This window comes from Streptomyces shenzhenensis (assembly GCF_021462265.1).
Classification (GTDB): Bacteria; Actinomycetota; Actinomycetes; order Streptomycetales; family Streptomycetaceae; genus Streptomyces; species Streptomyces shenzhenensis.
The window spans coordinates 1-267 of sequence record NZ_JAJONF010000231.1; the positions used below are offsets into that span (position 1 = coordinate 1).

General features: G+C 67.0%; 1 protein-coding gene. It reads right to left on the reverse strand.

What is annotated here, in order from left to right:
- Positions 1-267: AMP-binding enzyme (locus LQ326_RS47595; RefSeq protein ID WP_234545437.1), on the reverse strand; the 267-nt coding region annotated here is incomplete at both ends.

Here is a 267-nt window from a genome sequence, read left to right on the forward strand (position 1 = left end):
GCACGATCGACCTTGCCGTTGACCGTAAGTGGCAACGCGTCAAGGACCACGACTACGGACGGCACCATGTAGTCCGGCAGACGCCTCGCGGCAAACGCCCGTACGTCCTCGCCGTCCACCTCGTCGGCGCCCGTGACGTAACCCACCAGACGGCCCTCTCGCACCACCGCAACCGCCTGCTCAACCCCCAGGTGCGCGGCGAGAACGGCCTCGACCTCACCGAGCTCAACCCGGAACCCGCGGATCTTCACCTGCTCATCCACACGC